At 27.4% G+C, this 15,685-nt stretch carries 23 protein-coding genes; all 23 read right to left on the minus strand.

Going from position 1 to position 15,685, the window contains the following annotated elements; translation table 11 throughout:
- Window positions 1–48: 48 nt before the first annotated feature.
- The 23 genes from Q1A15_RS16685 to Q1A15_RS16795 all read right to left on the minus strand — a co-directional run bounded on the left by Q1A15_RS16685 (window position 49) and on the right by Q1A15_RS16795 (window position 15,682).
- Window positions 49–918: an AraC family transcriptional regulator gene (locus Q1A15_RS16685; protein ID WP_299626641.1), complete on the minus strand. Its 870-nt coding sequence runs from the start codon at window positions 916–918 to the stop codon at window positions 49–51.
- A gap of 21 nt (window positions 919–939) precedes the next feature.
- Window positions 940–2,097 carry an acyltransferase family protein gene (locus tag Q1A15_RS16690; RefSeq protein ID WP_299626644.1) on the minus strand — a complete coding sequence of 386 codons (1,158 nt, stop codon included), beginning with the start codon at window positions 2,095–2,097 and terminating at the stop codon, window positions 940–942.
- A complete protein-coding gene (locus Q1A15_RS16695; RefSeq protein ID WP_299626647.1) occupies window positions 2,098–2,562 on the minus strand; it encodes an HAD family hydrolase in 465 nt (154 codons plus the stop codon).
- A gap of 89 nt (window positions 2,563–2,651) precedes the next feature.
- Complete coding sequence (locus Q1A15_RS16700; protein ID WP_299626650.1) at window positions 2,652–2,951, minus strand: DUF1905 domain-containing protein; 300 nt, start codon at window positions 2,949–2,951, stop codon at window positions 2,652–2,654.
- Window positions 2,952–3,034: 83 nt separating this feature from the next.
- On the minus strand, window positions 3,035–3,577 hold the full coding sequence (locus Q1A15_RS16705) for a hypothetical protein (RefSeq protein WP_299626653.1): 543 nt from the start codon (window positions 3,575–3,577) through the stop codon (window positions 3,035–3,037).
- A gap of 128 nt (window positions 3,578–3,705) precedes the next feature.
- Window positions 3,706–5,001, minus strand: coding sequence for a S28 family serine protease (locus Q1A15_RS16710; RefSeq protein ID WP_299626656.1), 1,296 nt, complete (start codon window positions 4,999–5,001; stop codon window positions 3,706–3,708).
- A 49-nt stretch (window positions 5,002–5,050) separates the two neighbouring features.
- Window positions 5,051–5,536 carry a hypothetical protein gene (locus tag Q1A15_RS16715; RefSeq protein ID WP_299626659.1) on the minus strand — a complete coding sequence of 162 codons (486 nt, stop codon included), beginning with the start codon at window positions 5,534–5,536 and terminating at the stop codon, window positions 5,051–5,053.
- Between the two features lie 189 nt (window positions 5,537–5,725).
- Window positions 5,726–6,007 carry a hypothetical protein gene (locus Q1A15_RS16720; RefSeq protein ID WP_299626662.1) on the minus strand — a complete coding sequence of 94 codons (282 nt, stop codon included), beginning with the start codon at window positions 6,005–6,007 and terminating at the stop codon, window positions 5,726–5,728.
- 74 nt (window positions 6,008–6,081) lie between these two features.
- A complete protein-coding gene (locus Q1A15_RS16725; protein WP_299626665.1) occupies window positions 6,082–6,639 on the minus strand; it encodes a hypothetical protein in 558 nt (185 codons plus the stop codon).
- 126 nt (window positions 6,640–6,765) lie between these two features.
- Window positions 6,766–7,503 carry a hypothetical protein gene (locus tag Q1A15_RS16730; protein WP_299626667.1) on the minus strand — a complete coding sequence of 246 codons (738 nt, stop codon included), beginning with the start codon at window positions 7,501–7,503 and terminating at the stop codon, window positions 6,766–6,768.
- A gap of 48 nt (window positions 7,504–7,551) precedes the next feature.
- A complete protein-coding gene (locus Q1A15_RS16735) occupies window positions 7,552–7,974 on the minus strand; it encodes a hypothetical protein (RefSeq protein WP_299626670.1) in 423 nt (140 codons plus the stop codon).
- 4 nt (window positions 7,975–7,978) lie between these two features.
- Window positions 7,979–8,539, minus strand: a complete 561-nt coding sequence (locus Q1A15_RS16740) for a DUF6090 family protein (protein WP_299626673.1) — start codon at window positions 8,537–8,539, stop codon at window positions 7,979–7,981.
- 40 nt (window positions 8,540–8,579) lie between these two features.
- The gene (locus Q1A15_RS16745) at window positions 8,580–9,188 is read right to left on the minus strand and encodes a hypothetical protein (protein ID WP_299626676.1); all 609 of its coding nucleotides are present in this window, start codon (window positions 9,186–9,188) and stop codon (window positions 8,580–8,582) included.
- A 105-nt stretch (window positions 9,189–9,293) separates the two neighbouring features.
- On the minus strand, window positions 9,294–10,496 hold the full coding sequence (locus Q1A15_RS16750) for an alpha/beta hydrolase-fold protein (RefSeq protein ID WP_299626679.1): 1,203 nt from the start codon (window positions 10,494–10,496) through the stop codon (window positions 9,294–9,296).
- Between the two features lie 51 nt (window positions 10,497–10,547).
- The gene (locus Q1A15_RS16755; protein WP_299626682.1) at window positions 10,548–10,988 is read right to left on the minus strand and encodes a hypothetical protein; all 441 of its coding nucleotides are present in this window, start codon (window positions 10,986–10,988) and stop codon (window positions 10,548–10,550) included.
- Window positions 10,989–11,062: 74 nt separating this feature from the next.
- The gene (locus Q1A15_RS16760) at window positions 11,063–11,680 is read right to left on the minus strand and encodes a Crp/Fnr family transcriptional regulator (protein WP_299626685.1); all 618 of its coding nucleotides are present in this window, start codon (window positions 11,678–11,680) and stop codon (window positions 11,063–11,065) included.
- Window positions 11,681–11,733: 53 nt separating this feature from the next.
- Window positions 11,734–12,180 (minus strand): DUF1572 family protein, encoded by a 447-nt coding sequence (locus Q1A15_RS16765; RefSeq protein ID WP_299626688.1) that lies wholly within the window; start codon window positions 12,178–12,180, stop codon window positions 11,734–11,736.
- Window positions 12,181–12,298: 118 nt separating this feature from the next.
- The gene (locus Q1A15_RS16770) at window positions 12,299–12,772 is read right to left on the minus strand and encodes a hypothetical protein (protein ID WP_299626691.1); all 474 of its coding nucleotides are present in this window, start codon (window positions 12,770–12,772) and stop codon (window positions 12,299–12,301) included.
- Between the two features lie 5 nt (window positions 12,773–12,777).
- Window positions 12,778–13,584, minus strand: a complete 807-nt coding sequence (locus tag Q1A15_RS16775; RefSeq protein WP_299626694.1) for a sterol desaturase family protein — start codon at window positions 13,582–13,584, stop codon at window positions 12,778–12,780.
- Complete coding sequence (locus tag Q1A15_RS16780; RefSeq protein ID WP_299626697.1) at window positions 13,584–13,952, minus strand: hypothetical protein; 369 nt, start codon at window positions 13,950–13,952, stop codon at window positions 13,584–13,586. The genes Q1A15_RS16775 and Q1A15_RS16780 overlap by 1 nt, the downstream gene beginning before the upstream one ends.
- 30 nt (window positions 13,953–13,982) lie before the next feature.
- Window positions 13,983–14,450, minus strand: coding sequence for a hypothetical protein (locus Q1A15_RS16785; protein WP_299626700.1), 468 nt, complete (start codon window positions 14,448–14,450; stop codon window positions 13,983–13,985).
- A gap of 19 nt (window positions 14,451–14,469) precedes the next feature.
- Complete coding sequence (locus tag Q1A15_RS16790; RefSeq protein ID WP_299626703.1) at window positions 14,470–15,081, minus strand: hypothetical protein; 612 nt, start codon at window positions 15,079–15,081, stop codon at window positions 14,470–14,472.
- A gap of 58 nt (window positions 15,082–15,139) precedes the next feature.
- Entirely contained in the window at window positions 15,140–15,682 is a 543-nt protein-coding gene (locus Q1A15_RS16795) for a hypothetical protein (RefSeq protein ID WP_299626706.1), read from the minus strand.
- Window positions 15,683–15,685 lie beyond the last annotated feature (3 nt).

Genomic DNA, 15,685 nt, shown 5'->3' on the forward strand with positions numbered 1-15,685 from the left:
TTTGCAAATTTCTATGATGATTAGTTTTATCGTCCTATCATTTTGTTGCTAAGTTCTATCATTTTGGTAGTTTTCTCTGAATTTAGTCGGACTAATACCTTCTAGTTTATTGAAAAATCGTGTTAGATTATTCGGTTCTCCAAAGTTTAAGATGTAAGCAATTTCCGCTATTGTTTTTGTTGAATAACGAAGCTCTGTTTTTATTTCTTGTAAAAGTCGATTATTGATAATTTGTTTTGAAGTAAAACCAGTGTGCGCTTTTACCATTGTGTTTAGTTGATGTCTGTCTGTTTTTAATAATTCACAATATGTACTTACTTTGTGGATTTTACGAATATTTGATTCTAACAATTCTTTGAATTTATGCACCTTAGAATTCGATTGTGTTTCTGGAGAAATAGTATAGAATTTAGAATACAGTCGATTTAATTTCGATAGCGAAAAATACAATAGAGAACGAATGATATGCGTGCTATCATTTTGGTAATTGTTAATTTCTGTAATTATCTCATTTAATACAAACTGAATTCCTTTATACTCTTCATTATTTATATGAAAATATTGAGAGTTTTGATAATTGTAGAAATATTGTAAACGGTAAGCAAATAACTTATCATCAAAAAAATCAGATAAAAAATTATCCTTAAAAACTAAATGAAATCCTTTAATATTGTTGAGGTCAATATTGCAAGATTTCTTCTGTGACGGACAAATAAAGAAGAAACTATTATCTACAATATCAATTACTTTTCCGTTGAGTTCAATTGTACCTGAAGCTTGTTCAAAAATCATGATTTCAAAAAAATCACAAGTATGTGGAGTTGGTTCAAAGAATACATTTGAATTGTTTTCAAAAGTATGTAAGTCCATCAACAACTCAAATCCGTATTTTCTATTTTCAAAAACGAACTTTCTCAAAGCATTTGTTTTTAAAGTTAATTATTTCCTTGGATATTTTCTTCCATTTAAGAATTTACCAATAACAGTATTTCTAACAAAATAATGATATGTAATAAAACAAATTACGCTAGTTATTATAACTACAATTAGAAATTTAGCAAACGCTGGCAAAGGTAAATTCCAAATAAAAGCTGGAATTATAGCAGTTAAAGGTAAATGAATTAAATATACCCAATATGAAGAATCTGAAATATAGCGCATTCTAGTAGAATGGTTACTGGCATATCGAACAAAAAGTCCGATAATTCCAGACGTAAATAAACAAACAATTAAAGCACTTAATCCAATTAATAATACAGAATTACTACTAGGATCAAGTTCATAAATTTGGATTATTAATCCTTGAACGATAGATAAAACAATAGCTGTAATTGTAAAACTCCAATCGTATCGCATAAAACTTTCTAAATGATGTTTCGCGGAATATAAAAACCATCCAATTACATAAAAAACTAAAAAGTACACATAAGTATTTCTATCTGGAATAAATGAAGCTGAAGTCTGCACCATAGCTGTTCCTAGAAAATTTAGTGTGATAAAAATTAAAGTTGAAAATGATAAAATTCTAAGAAACGGTCTTTGAATAATAAACTCAAAACCATTGTTGATACCTGAAATGATTTGTTTGTTTTTAAATACTTGTTTGAAGATTACGACCGTTGCAGTAATCCATGACAGATAATACAAAAACCATAAATGTGATGTACTTTTTGGTAGTACACTTGAGAAACTTGTATACATTCCTAAAGAAATATCTAAAGCATTTTCTTGATGAGAAAAAACTGTATTGGTATAATTAAAAGCGAATACAATGAATGGCCACAATAAAAATAAAAAGACAATAAGAGGTAAAACGATTCTAGAGAATCTATTTTTAATCATTCGTATTGGTTGTCTTTCATAATACAACATGGCGCCAAAAAAACCAGCAACAACAAAGAAGATTTGCATTCTGAAAGAATGAATTAAAAGCACCAAAAAATCACTGAAGAGATTTGTTGTATTCGGATCTTTTATAGACCAAGCATTTCCATGATCTGTTATATTATATGTTAATGCAGCATGTAATACGATTCCTAAAAGCATCATAATTGCTCGTAAAGCATCTAGAGAGTGAATTCGTTCTGTCTTTTGCATTTAATCCTTGAATGAGTTTATTCTATTTTTTATAGTTTGAATCCAATTTTTATCAGACGGTTGCACCACAATTACATTAAAATTAAACTTATTCCCTTCAATATTTACACCTTCTAAATCATCAATATGAACATCAAAACCAAAAGCTGGAGGATATTTTGAAGCATTTATCCTTAATGAATTAAATACTTTTCTATTTTCTTTTTCATTTATGATTCGATCAACCTTAATTCCGTAGTATTTTAACGCTCGTCTTATTTTTCTTTTACTTCGAAAAGAAGTTGTATAAATATGAATTTTATGTCCTTGTTGTTGTAAATCTGAAATCAAAGTTTTGCTACCTTTTCGAATTGTTTCAATCTTTAAGATTTTAGCAAGACTATGATGTTTTTCGGTTTCAAATTCTTTTCCATTTGGAATTAACGTGCTATCAAGATCAAAACTAATATTCAATTTTTTATGCAAAAATAATGGTGTGAAATAAAACTGATTTTCCCTAATGACAATATAGTTTATTTAAATTAAAGGCAATCTGAAAAACAAGTTACATTCTATTATACTTTTATACTAACATCGATTTTAAGATCTAATGTTAATTGCGCTTTTTTTCTAATATCTGCTTTTAAAGGAAGAAGATAAGTTTCGTTTTTTTTATCGAACCAAATTGAGGTATTCCATTCTACTTCGTTAATTTTTGCAATTGCCTTCATTCGTCCCCAACCTTCTTCTTGCCATTGTAAAGAATTTCGAATTTCTTTGGACATCATTTTAGGTAATGAAACAAAATACCATCCACCATTAGGACTGTCTCTCCATACTTTTCCTGAAAATTGATATTCGATTTTAGCTTGCAAACTGTTTGTTTTAAAATTATAAAGACAAATTAAAAATAGAAATGTGACAGCGGTGTGTCAGGAGTAATTGTAAAAATTAATATTTATTCAATTAAAAACTTTGAAATAGCATTACTTTTATAATTACCTATTGTATAGTATTTATTGTTAATTTCATTCAATAATGATAAATAAATATCACTTCTTGTTTTAATAATTTCAAAATCAATTTTAGAACGATCTTTTAATATAATCGATAATCCGTATGAACGATCAATATAATCGATACTTTCTGAGTAAGTTTTACTTTGTTGTAAAATAGCTATTATAGAGGCGATTTCTTCTTTTTTTCTAAGTGTATATAGAGTATTAGGAATTGGTTTGTATTTTTTTCTAAGATCAATATTGAAAATTTCTATCTCTTTAACATCATTTACAGTTATACTTTGAAGTTTCTTATACAGTTTTACATTATTGAAAATACTAGGACCTGAGAATGTGAAATAACCAACAAATAAAAAAAATGGAATAGCAACAACTAATATCCATTTCGGAATACTTTTGTTATATATGGCAAAACCAATAATTGATATCAATATTAATAGAATAATTTTACCTGTAAAGTAAACGGAGTAAATGCTATTCATTTAAATTATCTTTTTTATTAAAAACAATCCTATTTGGATAATGATCAATTATTATTAATTATTTCGTCTAGAGCTCTTTTTACCTCAGGATGAAAACTCTTTAATTTGATAACAGTTTTTGTTTTTAGTTATTTACTTTCAATTTTTATATCTAACCATCTTTCCAAAGTAGCGCAAAGTCTTTTATAATTTGCTTCAGTCATATTTTTAATACGAGCACTTCCATGATGTTTTCCTTTCATCATAAACCATTCAGAATCTAATTTATCGTTTTCTGGAACAGCACAAGCAGTCCAAGTATCCATTTCACCATAGATATAAATAAATTTATTTCCATCAGTTTGAGTCCAACGATGTAACTTATCTAAAAGACGACCATCAAAATCAGCTTTCATTTTATTTGGAAGAAAAGTTGCATGCGGATTTTTGTCTTTTGGTAAACTAACTAATAGATCTTTAAAATCTTTTATTTGATATCCGTAGTAACCCATTTCGGTTGCTGCTTGATAGTAATGTGAACCATATTTTTTTATGGATTTATCATTAAATAAAGAAATAGGATCAACTGTGAAAAAATGAATGACAATTTCTTCTAAAGTACTGTTTTCATCCGGAATTTCGTCACAATTATTTCCCCATTGCCAAAATCCAAACGGATATTCTAAAACAGCATATTCAAAAACTTCTTCTAACGAAAGATACGTATGTTTCCAGCCAGCTTTCTCACTGTATAATTTAATAATATTTAATATTTCTTCTCTCCTTTGAAGCAATTGAATTTGATATTTTTTAATTTTTTCACGACACTCTTTTGTACCTACAGTATTTAAAAAATCGTAAATTCTGGTGTCTTCAAATGCATTGGTTAACGGAGCTACATAAGAGATGCTTGCATCAACATCATTTGGATAAAAATATTTATAAAATATAGTTGTAGATCCACCTTTACTAATTCCGGTACTAATCCATTTTTTAGTATAAATCTTATCAAATAAAGTTCTGATATGATGTAAATCTGCCGTTGCTTGTTTTAAATTAAGGTGCGTATAGTTTAAAGTTTCAGGTTGACTTTCACCAAAATAACGATGCTCAACATTAATTTGATTCGCATTTAAAATCTTTGTTACTTCGTTTTTACGATTCTTTTTCATTTGATATCCTTGTGTTACAATAACTGTTGGATTATCAAAACCTTGATGTGTAAGATAAACTTTTTGAAAGAAGAAACCTTTTTCTGGATTTGAATGATCTATAGGTTGTTTTATTTTTAGTTTATAAGTAATGTCTGAATTTTTTGAAGACTTAATTTTTTCAAAAGTAACATCAGGTAACTGAGTTAATCGATCTTCAATATTTAAAGATTGAGCAGTTAAGCATAATGATGTCCATAGTAGTAAGACTAAGGTCAAAAATTTAGTATTCATGATTGATTGCTATTTAATATTGCGTAAAGTATATTATTTATTTGATGTATTACTTTTTCTGTGACATTTGTTTTCTTAAAAACTTCACCCAAAAGTTCCATTTGGTTGATTTTTGTTTTTCAATAAAGTTATTTTCTAACTTATCAAAAGCGTCTTCAATTAAAGCGTTGTGCAACGAACGAATTACGAAAAGCCAAAGAAAAGTAGTTTTTCCCACGGTGCGCATTTCTATTGTATGTTTAATTTCTGTTTCTTCTTCGGATAATGCAGAAATTTCAAATTTATGAATTCCGTTAAATCCGTATGGTTTAGAAAATCTAAATTGAATTAAATCAGTATTATATTTTTCTATTGAATATCGAATAGGACCATGACCGCCTTTTGAGCCAATTTTCACACCTTCTTTAAATTTCATAGCGGGCCACTTTTCTTTGGGCCATATTTTATCGTTTTCTGTAGCCAAGGTTTCAAGAAGCTTGGTGATATTAGTTTTAGGCTGATTTATTATTCGTTTGTGAATGTTTAAAACTTTCATATGTAGCTTCTTTTAGATAATAGCATCATTTTAAAACCATTTTCCTGTATTCATAGGTTTTTTCAACATGTTTTTCATGTTTGAATAACTTTCACCTTTTGAAAACTTTCGTTTATTATTAATCTTGTGTTTAGTGATCTTTTTGCTTTCGTCTTGCTCATGTTTCAACAACCAATATTCTTTTTTTTCTTAAATGATACGTTTTTCATCTTCAGATAATTCAAATAAGGTTAATGCATTAATAGCTCCTTCAGAAAGCTTTTTAATAGAATCGTTTATTAATATTTTCAATAATCCTTTTCTATTGTCGAACTCTATGTTTTCTAAGTTTTCATAAATGAAAATTCTATTCTTATAATGCCCAGATTCAAGAATAGTTTCTAATGAAGAAATAGTTTTTTTCTCAATGATTTTTTTAAGAATTCTATCAGGTATTTTAATATAAAATATTTTGAGTAGTAACTTTAACATAATTGCAATTCTTTACTTATAAATTTAATTAAAAATCTTGAGATTTTATTTTAAAAGCCGAGAATAGTTACAAGCTAGTGTATCTCAATAATATCAGGAAGTGTGATGTCTAAATGTTCAATAATACTTGTTTTTAGAAACTCAAGATCATTTTTTAGATAATTATATTCTTTTTCAATTAGCGTAATAATTTTCTCTCTTTTCTTTATGGTAGTAATATACAGTTGACCAATACTATTTCCGTCTTCTACAAATTCAATTTCATAATTGATATCCAATATTTCGTCACAAGGGTAAAATTGATTTTCAATAGTTATACCGTTGGTGTGAATAGTTTTTTCTTCACTGGTTTCTTTTACATTAAGATACTCATAAAGTTTCTTTATTCCATAAAATCCTATTCCCCCAGATACTACATAATTCACAATTCTTCCGTAAGGAATATTCAGAAAAACAATAGTCAGCAATGATATAACAGCTAATGATAAACCTAAAATTCCAAGAATCAGCTTTTGATTCATGTTTTGAGCTTTTCCTAAGGTGATGTTACCAGAATCAATGTTGTAATCAAAAGTGATTTTGTATCGGTTAAGTTTTAGTTTCAGTATTTTAAAGTTACTTTCTGTTAGCATTTTAAAAATGAATAATATTTTTAAGTTATCTTGAAATGAAAATAATACTCTTTGTCAAAATTGATTAGAAACTATAGTAAGATCATTCTATAATTTCAGCTTTCATTTTAATAACTGATTTGAAATCTAGTTATCATAAGAACCTAATAAAATAGGTGGTTTATTCCATTGTTCTTCTTTATAATCATAAACAGTAAATACTTTATTAATAATGTATGTATGAAGTTTCGATTTAATAGAGTCAATTTTATGATCAGTTATATTTTTATCTATGAACAAGACATAGCTTGCGAGTTTTTCCTCCTTTTCATTAAGATTGGATAAAAAAAGAAGAGTTTCTCCTCCTAATCCATTTAAGTTTTCTGAAGAATCAGTCTTAGCAATAATTTTGTTGTTTTTGATTCCTATATAAATATTTAATCCATAATTATTTTCTTCAAAAAGAGTTAGTTTTTTCTGTGAGCTTTTTAAGTTGATTTTCATATCTATTTTATGTTCTAGGTATTCATAGGCATTAGCTACTCGAACTAATTTTAATGATAGATTATTTAATTCACTTATAATTGATAAAGTATCTTTAGTAGAATTGAATTTATATGGATTTGAGTGTTTGGGTTTTAATATAGTTCTATCTCCTCGAATTAAAGTTTGTTCAATTTTGGAGTTATTTATATTCCATTTACAAGCGTACGAGAAATCACGGTATGGTATAAAGATCATCGAATCTTTAAAAAACATAATGTCCATATCAATATCCATTTCTGAAGTTGAAGTCCAGTTTCCAATAAAGTCTGATTTTTCTTTAGATTTTTTACAAGACTGTGAAGTGATAAGTACTATTATCAGTAAAACTAATTTTTTCATAAGCATTTTAGAGAGATTTTAAACTCTGAATTATAAGAATAAGTTGTCTTAAACAACCTTAGCTCTTAAGAAATTAACTAACTTGTTTAGAGAAGTATTCATTTCCTCGTCAATATTCCAATTTAATTTTCTGTCGTTGAATTCAAGTTGACAATATAAACCGTCTAGAACAATTGCGCCAGTTTTAATAGTTGCTACTTCAGTATTTAACAACTCGTTAATTAATTGTGTTTCAGTTGTGTCTAAAGCTATTTTCTTTTCTGTTATTACTGGTGGATGTAGAACGTAATTTCTTTTATTGTCGTATGCTTCATCTAATGTTTTTAAAATCAAAGAATTTTGATCCTGATTCCTCTGTGTTACTGAAAAGCCATGAGTTAGTAATTGTCCTACTTCTAAATATTGAAATTTAGTATCTGAAGAATTATATTCACTAGATAACTCTTTTATGATCTTATTGAAGTATTCCATTCTGTTATTTAATTAATTTTTCAATTTCTAACTGTAGTCTTTTCTCAGCTCCAACAATATCTAGAATCATCATTTTTAAGATTTCTTTTTTCACCTTATCGGTTTCTTCAAAATTTTCAAACGTGAAATCTACTTGCTTTTCAACTCTACTTTTTAAGTTCTTTTTTCTTTCTTCAATATCAGCTAATGCCGATAATTTTTCATATTCGATTAATTCAATTTTAGAACTAGCAATTGCATTCCAAGAATTTGTTTTTATAGAAGGAGCATACACTCCGTTAGATTTTATCATAATATCATACAATGAAGTTTTATCATTGTTTAAATGAGTCATTATTGTATCTACTGCTGCAAGTTGTTTAGGAATTACTCGTTTTATGTCTAAAAGACTTTCCTCCAGTTCTTTTTCGATAGATGAAAATATTTGATCAAGATATTTTCTTTCCTTTCGTTCGTCGTTCCAATTGTTTATAAACAATGCAATTAGAATTCCGATAATTACAGGGATAATTTCTCTGATTATTTGCTTTATTTGAAGTGATATTTTTTTCTTGTTTTCTGCCAACCGTATATGAATTGTAGTTCGTAAACTTTTACTGATAAATTTAATGGTTAATTATTTTATCGCGTAACAAAATATTTTTTTTCTGTGAGATTATCGTTTTTATCTGTTCTCCTAGTTTATCAGCTTTGTCTGAGCCTTTCTCATTCATTTGAAAATTAAGTATACACTTTTTGTTGTTATTTTCAACAATGTATAACTCAATTACTCTAAATGAACTTCCGAATCCTCTTGTATTACTAACATTACTGATAAACGATCTTTTTGTAATTCTAAAGTTTAGATTCAACTTAATTCTGGTTGTTTTAAAATTGGAGTTTTTGAATTCTATGTGAGAAGAAGTTACTTTAATATAATCTGTGGAAGTTGAGTAAATTCCAATAATGCCAACTACTAATAACACTAATGAAAGTAATCCAAAAATGACTAATGAAATGGTATCAGATAGTTCGTTAGATTTTTGATTTTCTAAAAAACTAGTGATTGATATATACGACATGAAAAGTCCGCCACAAAAAATTAAAACTAACCCAAAAGTCGATTTGTTTAAAAGGTTGAATTTTGACTTTATCACTAACTCTTCATCAGTATTTATGACCTTGAAAGATATAGACGCAATAGTTTTGTTAACTTCTTCTATAAGTTGTTGCATAATTTTTACAACATATTTTATATTATAATTCGCAATTTGATCGTAAAGTTAGTCAAAAAAATAAGTAAACGTCTTTATTCAATATTTACGATGTTTGATAACTTTTTAGTTCATTAATTTTTCAATAGCTTCTTTGTACATCTTTGCATTCTTCTTCTTCTCTGATGTTGCAATTTTATATGCTTTTTCTAAATAAGTTTTTGCTTTATCATTTTCTTTATTCTCTCTGTATGATATACCTAAGTAGTAATTTCCTAAATGAGAAGTAGGGTAGAGTTCAACCCAATATTTACATATTTCTATAGCTTCTGATGTTTTTTTTCTTTGAAGCAATCTTCTTCCTATGTTTTTAAGACAACTCATACTATAAAGTCGATCTACGTTCGGATAAATTTCAAATCCGTATTCATTGGATAAATCTTGATAAAAAGCTAAAATATTGTCTTTAGCCGATCCTTCTTTTTCAATTAATTTGGTGTAATCTACTAACCACTTTTCTTTGGGGAAAATGAAATCAAAAGCAGAGATTAATCCTGGTAAAATTACATCTGTATGACCTTCGCCTTCAATTGTTTCTGCTTTTGTATGAATTTTACGATTGTTGAATTTAGAAAGTTTTTCGTTGAAATCTTTGATGTTTGTGTGTATAAAAGGTTGTGATATTGCATCTTTACTTCCTGATACGACATACAAATAACTTTGATTAACTTGGTTTTTAGCATAAAGAGTTTCCAGTTTTTCTATAAGCCTTTCATTTTTTTCATAACCATCACCGATAATATTTCCTGCAGCAAAACAAATGTAAGCTTGAAATAAATTAGGTTTCTGTAAGAGTGTGTGTAAGCCAATTATTGATGATGGAGAAAAACCAATAAGCGTTTTAAAATTCGTAGTTCGATACTTTTCGCTGATTAAAGGCAGCACTTCTAACTCTAAGAATTGTACAAATTTATCTTGATGATCTCCATAATTATATCTTCTATCTCGATTATTACTATATAGATTTGGTGCGAAATAACTTCTATGTTTTTCTCCCGGGCTTATCGAAATTACAATAGATTCTGGCATGCGAGAAGTATTGCTTAATTGATTCACAATTGCACTTGTTGTATTGAATAGTAAACCATCATCTAAAATTAAAATAATTGGATATTTCTTAGTTGATTTTTGATATTCATTTGGTAAAGCAATAGTAAGCTTTCTAGATTCATCAATATGTTTAGAGTCTATAGTTAAATGTTCAAGTGTAGTTTGTGCTAAAAAACAAGTTGTAAATAATAGAAAGAATAGTAATATTTTAAATTTCATTGTTTTTAGATTTTGTTAACCCTTCATAACAAGTTGTATTCATTTAATCCTTTAATCTTTACTCAAAACAAAGGTTTTAAAAACATATTTCCAAGGCATAACAGTAATTGGAACTATAATTAAGATAAAGATTTGTGTCCAATCTTGTGCTTCACTATTTACCAGTGTTCCGTTTTTCCATAGTGGATAGGCTACAAAAAATAACCATAAACCTTTATAGAAAATCATAAAAAGCATTATCGGTAACATTTTAAGTGTATTAAAAATACCTAATCCAGAAAGTGTTGTATATGCTGCAATTGAACACCAAGCTACAGCAATTTCAGGATTCCAATCGCCTTTGTGTGTAATTAATTCTGTCCAAGCATCTTTTGCAGCAAAGACAAACATGAGTAAAAAGAATAACTTGAGAATATAAATTTGTATTGGCCAAATGCGTTTGTATTTTTTAGATGGCTGAAATAAGTATTTGATGAAATGAAGTATTTGCATATGAGTTCAATAAAACTAGACAAATATCTTTTTTTGTAGAAATAAAACACTTCACATTTGTGAAGAAATTTATGTTAAGATAATTCTTGTCTAATTCTACTTAAGCTTCCTGGATTTAATCCTAAATAAGAGGCTATATAAATCAAAGGAACATTTTTTACAATCTCAGGATTCGTTTTCATCAACTTTACATATCGTTCTTTTCCTGATAAAGTTGTTAAGTCAATAATTCTTTGTTTGCTCGATTCTAAATGAAAATGAAGTACTCTCTCTGTATATTCTTGTGAAGTTAAACCTATGTGAGATGCTTTTTCAACATTTAGTTTGCTAATACGAAGTAGTTCACAGTCCGTAATGCAATGTAAATTTTCGTTAGATACAGTTTGATTTATAAAATGGTAATAAGAAGTAAAAAATCTCGGACCATTATTTATATCAGTGGTAACTTCATTACCATTTTCGTCGTGATGAAAATTTCGCATATGACCAGAAACAATAAAGTTATGGTATTTATGAATCGTACCTTCACTTTCTATAATCGTACCTTTTTTTACAAAAATAGGTTCAAAGATTTCTTTACAATGCTCTTGATCACTTTCTGGAATCTCAACCAGATGTCTTACATAATCGAAGAAAACTTGAAAAAGATTAGCAACCTGATTTTCTGTTTTAATGATTTGATAATTTTTCATGAAAGACTATACTGTGAGTTAATTACTTGTTTAAATATTATGAATTACAATTTTTACTCGTCGAGTAATCTTCTATGATAATTAATTTGTCCAAGATGATATGTTAAGTGTTTGATTAAATGAACCAGCATATATTCATTTGAAGTTTTTTCAGCAAACTTTAAAATTGGATAGTCGTTTTTTAAACCGTCATCAGTAAGAAAAAGAAGTGATGTTTTTATCATTTCTTTTGTTTCGTTTATACTATTGATCAATGTGTTTCTAGAAACATTTTTCTGAGAAAATTCTAGTTCTCGATTTCTAACATAATTGGTATAACCAAGTTCTTTACCAATAAAAGTATGTAAGTTTCCTATTAAATGTAAACTTAGATTTCCTGCAGAATTAGTAATAGTCTTATCTAGTTTCCAAATATTTCCTTCATCCTTGTAGCTTTCTAATTCTGTGATTACATTATTTAATTCATTCTCAAAAAATGTAATTAATTCTTTTGCAGTCATATGGTAAGATCAATTGATTTATATTGGCTATTTGATTATAAATTTAATTAAAATACTTGAAAAGTCGATGTTCTAAGTATAAAGTAAAGAGGAAGAAACTTACTCAGATTTTATGTAGTTATAGATTACTTAATTCAGTGTGAATTTTCTTTAGGTTAATTTCTTTATTTCCGTGTCCAGCAGTAGAAATTTTGACTATAGATTGTTTATCCGATATTAGAAAATAATTAAAGAAAGACAAAGAAGAAAAAGGCATATGTTTTATTTCAGAAATCTTTACATCCTTTAGGTTTATAATTGTTTCAGATGACTTTTTTGCTGGTTTAATATGTTTTGCGATCAGTTGTTTTTTATCCTGATCTAAACTTAAAGCTGTTAAATGAGTTCTATAATTATAGATAAAAAAACTAACTATAATAAGGGTACAATATACTATTAAAAATATTATTACAGAATCAGGTTTAGGAAGTGACCAAGTTAATAGACTATTAAGTAAAATAGCGAAAAGAATTATTGGTGCTTTCAAAATCATATTCAACAGAAGTGATTTGTAACTAATTCTCTCTTTTGCATTTTCAAATAATATTTTCATAAGAGTTATAAATAGCGTTTCATTTTATTCCAAACACGTTTCGGTAACAAAGGTTCCAATAATTGTCCAATATATGAATTTGGAGTTTCTTCTTTAATACCAAATTTTTCGGGTTCCTTATCTGGGCATTTATAAGTGCCAAATATAACATCCATAATGGGAGAAATATTAGCATAATTTCCGGCTCTTCTGTCTAAATCATGATGCCAGTGATGAAGTTCAGGAGCTCCTATCAATATTCTTAATGGTCCAATAGGTAATCTGACATTTGAGTGAATATAAATTGCCCAAATTCCTCTAAAAGCAATAACTCCAGCGATTGATTCTAAAGGAAATCCCATAATAAATGCGGGTAAATTTATTAATCCTATAGTATAAATTGAGTCTATTGGATGTTCACGATGAGAAGCTAACCAATCTAAATCTTCTGAACTATGATGAACTTTGTGAAATCTCCAGAGAAAGTCAACTTTATGTTGTAGTCGATGTCCCCAATAAATAAGAAAATCACTAAAAAAAAGAACTTCTAATACTTGAATAATAAAAGGTTGACTACTTACTTTAGTTTGAAATGAATTAGGAATGATTAACGTTAAATACTCTCTAAAATAATTAAGAGTCCATAAAACTAAACCACTCCAAATTATATATTGTCCTAAAAAGAAACAGAAATCTAATAGCCATTTCGATCTAAAAAATTTTTGTTTTCTTTTCGCAGGAAATACTTTTTCCATAGGTACGAATACCATAATTAAAAATAAAAAGCTAATTCCTGTGGCTTCAATAATTTCATATATATTTTTTAGTGTCATTATTTTTTTAGAGAGTCAGTTACTATTGCATCTGGTGTTGTTTTTTTTAAATCTTTCGGTTTTAAAATCAAACCAGATTTAGAGCTAGATATAAAACTTTGCATAACTATTGAATCCATTTTCATTTTGGTTGAATCTTTACTTAAAATAGGATGATCTTGCATTATTATTGTTTTTGATGAAGACATGAATTCTATTTTTTTAGCAGAATCATTCTGGGTGCTATTTTCCGAAGATTCTTCTTCTGGTAGATTAGTTGAAGAATTAAAGATGATATCATTTAAATAACCAGCTCTATAAGCTATAAAAGAAATTATTAAGGTAGAAAAGACGATTAACGTAATACTTTTTATGATCTTGTTTTTCATTTATTTTTTATTTTAAATATATGATTTTTACTAATGATAATAATCCCAAGATTTCATAGTAATAAACTTGTCTTTTAGCATTACGATACAAAATCCATGTTCTTCGTCCCAATTACATTCACCTTTAAACATTACAAAAGAAGCGTCATCTTCGTGGTTATCAGAAATTATTATGTTTTCTATAGTTACAGCTTTTTTAAAATCATCTTCGTTTTCTATTCTCGGAAGAAATTCTATAAGATCTTTAAATCTTTCCAAATAAACTGAATTATATGATGCTAACGCTCCTTTTATTAAAGAAGAGAATACTTTTTCTTCGTTGTTTAAAAGAAACTGAAAAGCTGTCATTTGTTCTTCATTAGGCTGCTCTCCGATATCATAAAAATCAATACTGATAAAGTCTTTAGGATCGTCAATTTTTTCAAACTGATTAAGAGATTTTAAAGTAACAAGCGAATAATATTGATCTTCTTCTTCTTCTAGATATTCTATTTCCATAGTTTTTATTAAGTAGTTTCTAATTTGCGATTAACTTCTGAATTAATGAGATTACAATAAATATCAATGTTATAATTTGAATAGCTTTCCACCACTTTTTATTTCTTATGTGTTCGTACTTATTAGCTAGCAATAACATTAAAATTAGAAACGGAATTGTTAATCCAAGGGAATAACCAAATGAAGCCAAATAAATTCGATGATCGTCAATTAGCATCATTCCCATAACAGGTACAATTCCAGAAAGTGAACCTATAAAAAGTCTAAAGCTGAAATAAGTTAATCCTAAAAATCTAAATCCATTTAAATATTTTCCTTCTGTTAAAAATTTAAGTTTTTCTACAAAAGAAAAAGAAATCCATATTGTTAATATAAACAGAGGAAATATTAATAAATAGTCGATAATATTAGTATTCACTAGTTTTTCCATCAATTCTTTATCGGTGAAAATCTTAGGAAATAAAAACGTAATTGATAGTATGGAAAGAATAACAAAGATTAAGGTATTTGCTTTGTATTCTTTTTTAGTTGTCCCGAGTTTTTCGAATAAAATAAAGTTTTGCAAAATTATAGTAAATACAACAGGAGTTAGTAATGCGGTTAATCCTGAAATAATTGTTAGAATAATCATGTTTTTTGTGGGTTACTTTAACTTTATAAAGGGTTTATAGTTTCTAAGTTTTATACTATTAATCATATTCAGGGAAATATCGAATCCCGTTTAAAACGAAGTTTTCCTTGTTGTTAATAATCAGACTTTCATCTTTTTTAGTTGTTCCGTCTTCATAAATTTCCCAAATGTCATCACGGTCGTCAAAGTCTAGAAAAACACCACTTTCAAATTTTATAATATCGTTGTCCCAATATTTTTCTTCCGAAAACGAAATGTTTTCTCGTTTTAAAATTTCTTTTACCTCTTTATAAGTAATGTCGTGGTTAATTTTTAAGAACCAAGTGTCGATTTCAAATTTATCATTCTTAAAAAGAATCATTTCATCATGCTCTGAGCAATTTGCTTGTAAATGATCATTTTGAATAGACTTTAAAGCTTGAGTTTTTTTATCGAAAAAGAATTCATACCAGCTATATAAAAGACCAAAAGTACCTGATCCAAAATCATTATCTGAATCTGGTTCTCCTAAAAGGTTTATAACGTGTTGTTTTTTCATTCCGATTTTAACTGGTCCAAAATCACCAGTTTTAATAAAATCTTTAAGATATATCTTCTTCATTTT

Origin of the sequence: uncultured Tenacibaculum sp., assembly GCF_947495995.1 — a bacterium.
Classification (GTDB): Bacteria; Bacteroidota; Bacteroidia; order Flavobacteriales; family Flavobacteriaceae; genus Polaribacter.